This window comes from Neobacillus bataviensis LMG 21833, assembly GCF_000307875.1.
In the GTDB taxonomy this organism is placed as follows: Bacteria; Bacillota; Bacilli; order Bacillales; family Cytobacillaceae; genus Neobacillus; species Neobacillus bataviensis.
Genome location: NZ_AJLS01000160.1, coordinates 1 through 5,108, shown reverse-complemented (window position 1 = coordinate 5,108; position 5,108 = coordinate 1). Strand labels below are relative to the sequence as shown.

4 protein-coding genes are annotated in these 5,108 nt (G+C 45.3%); 3 read left to right on the top strand and 1 reads right to left on the bottom strand.

Features of this window, described 5'->3' with window-relative positions; translation table 11 throughout:
• The first annotated feature begins 112 nt into the window (after nt 1-112).
• From gltC to BABA_RS24155, 3 genes are all read left to right on the top strand, one after another.
• On the top strand, nt 113-1,018 hold the full coding sequence (gene gltC / locus BABA_RS24165; RefSeq protein ID WP_007087903.1) for a glutamate biosynthesis transcriptional regulator GltC: 906 nt from the start codon (nt 113-115) through the stop codon (nt 1,016-1,018).
• Nucleotides 1,019-1,104: 86 nt separating this feature from the next.
• Nucleotides 1,105-2,682 carry an FMN-binding glutamate synthase family protein gene (locus BABA_RS24160; protein WP_007087902.1) on the top strand — a complete coding sequence of 526 codons (1,578 nt, stop codon included), beginning with the start codon at nt 1,105-1,107 and terminating at the stop codon, nt 2,680-2,682.
• A 77-nt stretch (nt 2,683-2,759) separates the two neighbouring features.
• Entirely contained in the window at nt 2,760-3,704 is a 945-nt protein-coding gene (locus BABA_RS24155; RefSeq protein WP_007087901.1) for a phosphotransferase family protein, read from the top strand.
• A 29-nt stretch (nt 3,705-3,733) separates the two neighbouring features.
• On the opposite strand, the gene pepT is transcribed toward BABA_RS24155, so the two are convergent.
• Nucleotides 3,734-4,966, bottom strand: a complete 1,233-nt coding sequence (gene pepT / locus BABA_RS24150) for a peptidase T (RefSeq protein WP_007087900.1) — start codon at nt 4,964-4,966, stop codon at nt 3,734-3,736.
• Between the last annotated feature and the right edge of the window lie 142 nt (nt 4,967-5,108).

Here is a 5,108-nt window from a genome sequence, read left to right as displayed (position 1 = left end):
TTGACTTATCGTAGGGCGGAGAGCGAAGGACACTAGCCGCTAGGGCGCTGGAGCTGGACAATTCTCAAGATAGAAATTTGTAATTACCTATAAAATAAAGAGGTGGAATGAAGTGGAGTTACGACAGATTTATTATTTTATTGAGGTCGCTAAAAGAGAGCATGTGACAGAGGCTGCCCATGCCCTTCATGTCGCCCAATCAGCTGTAAGCAGACAGATTGTTAATTTAGAAGAGGAATTAGGGGTGGATTTGTTTATCCGTGAAGGGCGGAATGTCAAACTGACTCCGATTGGTGCCATGTTTTTAGAGCAGATGCAGCAAGCAATCAAGCTGATTGACAATGCTAAACGGGAGGTGGAAGAACATTTAGATCCGGAGAAAGGAACGATTCGAATTGGCTTCCCGAGCAGTCTGGCTGCATATACATTGCCAACTGCAGTCTCTGCGTTTCGCGAGCGTTATCCAAATGTAAAATTCCAGCTTAATCAAGGTTCCTATAAGCATTTAATTGAAGGTGTGATAAATGGGGAATTTAATCTCGCCCTTATTGGCCCGGTACCTAAAAAGGAGAAGAAAATTAAAGGGAAAACGTTGTTTACTGAAAATATCGTTGCCTTACTGCCGCAGGCCCACCCCCTCGCAGCGAAGAAATTGTTAACCTTAAATGAATTACGGGATGATTCCTTTGTACTTTTTCCAAATGGCTATATCCTGCGTGAAATCATTGTCACTGCCTGCAGTCAGCTTGGCTTTGAGCCGCAGGTATCATTTGAAGGGGAGGATATTGATGCCATTAAAGGCTTGGTTTCGGCGGGACTTGGCGTGACACTCATTCCGGAAATCACGTTAATTGACAGCCTCCCAAGGTCAACGGTCAAAATTCCCATTACGGAACCAAATGTATCAAGGACAGTCGGTGTCATTATCCCGAGTGAACGCGAGCTGCTGCCAACAGAGAAGCTTTTTTGCGAGTTCCTCGGAGAGTTTTTCAGCATCCTTGACCGCTATCAAAATTAGCTGCCCTCATTAAATGTAACCACCTTACATAAGTATGATATATGACTTTTTGAAAAAACAAGGTGGTACATGAGGGGGATGCAGTAGTGGTAGTATCGATATTTGTCTTTTTGCTGATTGTTTTTATTGGCGGCCCACTTTGTTTCTTTTTGTGGCTTCGTAATTTGGCGAAAAAGCCGCAGCATTCGATTATTCGCGCCTATCCTTATTTAGGCTGGATTCGTTACGTCTTGGAAATGATGGGGCCAAAGCTCCGGCAGTATTGGTTTGACAGTGACAATGGAACAGGGCCATTTTCTCGTGCGGACTATTTAGGGATTATTTTTTCGGCAAAATATCGGACGGATTTGATTAGCTTTGGCTCAAAAAGGGATTTTGAAAAACAAGGTTACTATATCGCTAATGGCTTATTTCCACTCTTGAATGAGGAACTGCGTGTGGATAACCAGGAGAAAGTGCATGCCATGAAATACAAAATTGAACATGAAGGCATGTTCACAAGGCGGGAGAGTTTAGAGGAAGAGCAGAGTACCCGTTGGCAATATCATGAAGAGGATGCGATTGTTGTGGGTGCCAAACGGGAATACCCTTGGAGGCTGCGCGGGCCTTTCGGTGCTTCGGCTACATCGTATGGTTCTGTCGGCGAGAACTATATTCTTGCCACCGGCTATGGCAGCAGGATGGCAGGCGGGTCTTGGATTAATACAGGCGAGGGCGGCATTGCCCCTGAGCATTTAGAAAGCGGTGCCGATGTAGTTGCCCAGATTGGCCCGGGTTTATTTGGCTATCGGGATGAGGATGGCCATTTTTCTATGGAAGAGTTTAAAAAGCAAGCCCTGCAGCCGGCAGTCAAGGCCTTTGAACTTAAATTCGGCCAAGGGGCAAAAATTCGCGGCGGCCATTTGGAAGGTTCGAAGGTAACCGCAAAGGTGGCGCAAATTCGTAAGGTGAAGGAGGGTCAGACCATCAATTCACCCAATCGCTTTTCGTTTTTACATAATGAAACGGAAGCATTGCAGTTTATTAAGAGGCTGCAGGATGCGGGCGGAAAACCGGTTGGGATGAAGATTGTTGTCGGATATGGAACGAACTTGGACGCTTTTTTTGCTGCTATGAAACGGTTGCGAATCTATCCTGATTTTATTACGGTGGATGGCGGTGAAGGCGGAACGGGCGCCACTTATAAATCGATGGCTGACAGCATGGGGCTTCCCCTTTATCCTGCTTTAATCACGGTCGTCGATAAAGTTCACCAGTATGGGATTCGCGGTCGGGTGAAGATCTTTGCCTCCGGGAAATTGATTTCTGCTGACAAAGTTGCGATTGCACTGGCCATTGGTGCGGATGCGGTCAATTCAGCACGTGGTTTTATGATTGCTGGCGGCTGCATTATGGCGATGCAATGTCATACCGGCAAGTGCCCTGCAGGAGTGACAACGACCGACCCGAAACATCAGGAAGCCCTTGTGCCGGAGGAAAAGAAGTGGCGGGCGATGAACTATATTATTAATGTCCGGCAAGGTCTATTTGCCCTGGCGGCAGCATGCGGCATCGATACACCGCGGAAATTCACCCGCGAGCATATTGTCTTTAAAACGGAGTCTGGTCAAGTTCAAAGACTCTCCGAATTGTTCCCACTGCCAAAAAGTTCTGATGGAAGTTGAATTTCTTGCCATCAAAGTGAGTAAACATTATAGTCATGATGTTATGAAACTATTACTCTAAAAATAGGTGGTGGGCTATGAAGCTGCCTGCTAATATTGTCAAAATGGATGGAACGCTAAATGAGGGGTTAATCCTAAATAAAGAGCCAATCTATAAGGGGATGAATGGAAGAATGGTGGAGCGCTTCTATCTCCGCGCGAATGAAAGTTACATTTTTAAACCCTTAACGAATGATGGCCAATTAGGCAAAGAAGTGTGGATCCATGAGCATGTTCTCACTCATTTTCCGGCTATTTTTCCAAAAATAATCTCGTATTTGATTAGCGATGAACCGGAACGTAATTGGATGATTCTTGAGGATCTTGGTCCATTAGTGCACGATTTCCATGAAGATACCGTTTTGAGTGTGGTGAAATGGGTTGCATGGTGGCATTCCCTGCCGATTAAGAAACTTGGCGATGTGCCGCGTGCCGGTTTAAAACCAAAGTTTCAGGATCTAGTTACGGAAATTCGGATGCGGAAGGATGAATTCCTTCGGCTGGATTTTGGAATTGAAAGTGATCTTGTAGGGTATATTTATACATTGCTTGATAGAGTTATATTTTCCGAGAAACTCGTGCTGTCCCACGGTGACTTGCATGCCGGTAATTTCGCTGTTGTGAAGGGGAAATTGATGGTTTTGGATTGGGAGCACACCCATGTGAATTTGCCCTACTGGGATTTGTATCATCTGATTGATATGTCCCATCCGCTTTATTCGAAAAGAATGATTACTTCGCTTCGCAGGGAAATTTTGTCTATGTATTTAGATCAGATTGAATTCGAGGTCGACCGCGGGGCGTTCGTTAAAGAGTATTACTTATTTGCGGCAGTGTTTTCGATCTGGATGATTTTGCTGATTCAAAAGGATTTACAGGGGAACGGTGGGAAATGGTCTGCTGTTCAGTTGCATGCACAGCTGCAGGAGACGATTTCAAGTCTTCGCCAGTGTGCTGAGGCTTTGATGAATGGGAAAAGCTAACCCTTCGTGGGGTTAGCTTTTTGTGTATGTTACGCTTTTTGTTCCGTCAATTTGATGATTTCAATGATGGTGTTTGTCGCTTTAATCATATTATCAACGGAGATAAATTCAAATTTACCGTGGAAGTTTTCGCCGCCGGTAAAAATATTCGGTGTCGGCAGACCCATATAAGATAGTTGTGAGCCGTCGGTACCGCCGCGGATTGGTTTAATGATTGGTTTGATATCTAAGCTAACCATTGCTTCGTTGGCGATGTCGACGATCTCCATTACTGGTTTTATCTTTTCACCCATGTTGTAATATTGATCGTTTAGTTCAAGGATGACTTTATCATTGCCGTATTTTGTTTTTAGTTCATTCACAATGGCCTCGAGGTTGACCTTGCGTGCATTGAATTTGTTTTTGTCGTGATCTCGGATAATATAGTTAAGATTTGTCTGCTCAACGTCGCCGTTGAATGAGAGCAAGTGGTAGAAGCCTTCGTATCCCTCGGTATGTTCCGGAACCTCTTGTGGTGGCAACTGGCTATGTAATTCCATGGCAATTTTCATTGAATTGACCATTTTGTCTTTTGCCGAACCGGGGTGAATGTTGTTTCCTTTAATGGTAATTTTGGCTCCTGCCGCGTTAAAGCTTTCGTATTCCAGCTCTCCCAGTGGGCCGCCGTCCACCGTGTAAGCATGGTGGGCATTGAAGGACGCAACATCAAACTTATGTGGTCCTCTGCCAATTTCCTCATCCGGTGTGAATGCAACGCGAACCTTACCGTGCTTGATTTCAGGATGGTTGATGAGGTAAGCCATTGCGGTCATGATTTCAGTGACTCCTGCTTTGTTGTCCGCGCCAAGCAGTGTCGTGCCGTCCGTTGTAATTAAGGTGTGGCCTTTATAGCCTGGCAGGCTTGGAAAAGCCTTTGGTGACAGTACGACGTTTAGTTCTTTGTTTAGGGTGACTTCGCCGCCATCATAGTTTTCGACGATTTGCGGGTTGACATTTTTGCCGGTAAAGTCCGTAGCTGTGTCGACGTGGGCAAGGAAGCCGATTGTTTGTGTGTCTTTTTCTGTGGTGGCCGGCAGGGTCGCCATCAGATAGCCATGTTCATCGAGGGTTACCTCTTCCATGCCAATTTGTTTTAATTCCTTTTCCAGCATGTGCAGCAGTGTCCACTGCCCTTCTGTTGATGGACAGGTCTCGCTGCTTTCATTAGACTGCGTGTCTACTTTTACATAGGAAGTAAATCTTTCAATGAGTTCGTTTTTCACTTTGGGTGCACTCCCCTATTTTAGTTTTGTACATGATTATTTTATCACTATAGGAGAGCGGTTACACGTTTTTACGGGGAACGGTAGCTTAGAAAGTGGTAACTGTCGTATAGGGCGGAGTTACTGTCGCATGGCAGAGAAA

Coding starts and splice junctions, on each gene's coding strand:
- BABA_RS24155 (WP_007087901.1), top strand. CDS start 2,760: ATGAAGCTGCCTGCTAATATTGTCAAAATGGATGGAACGCTAAATGAG.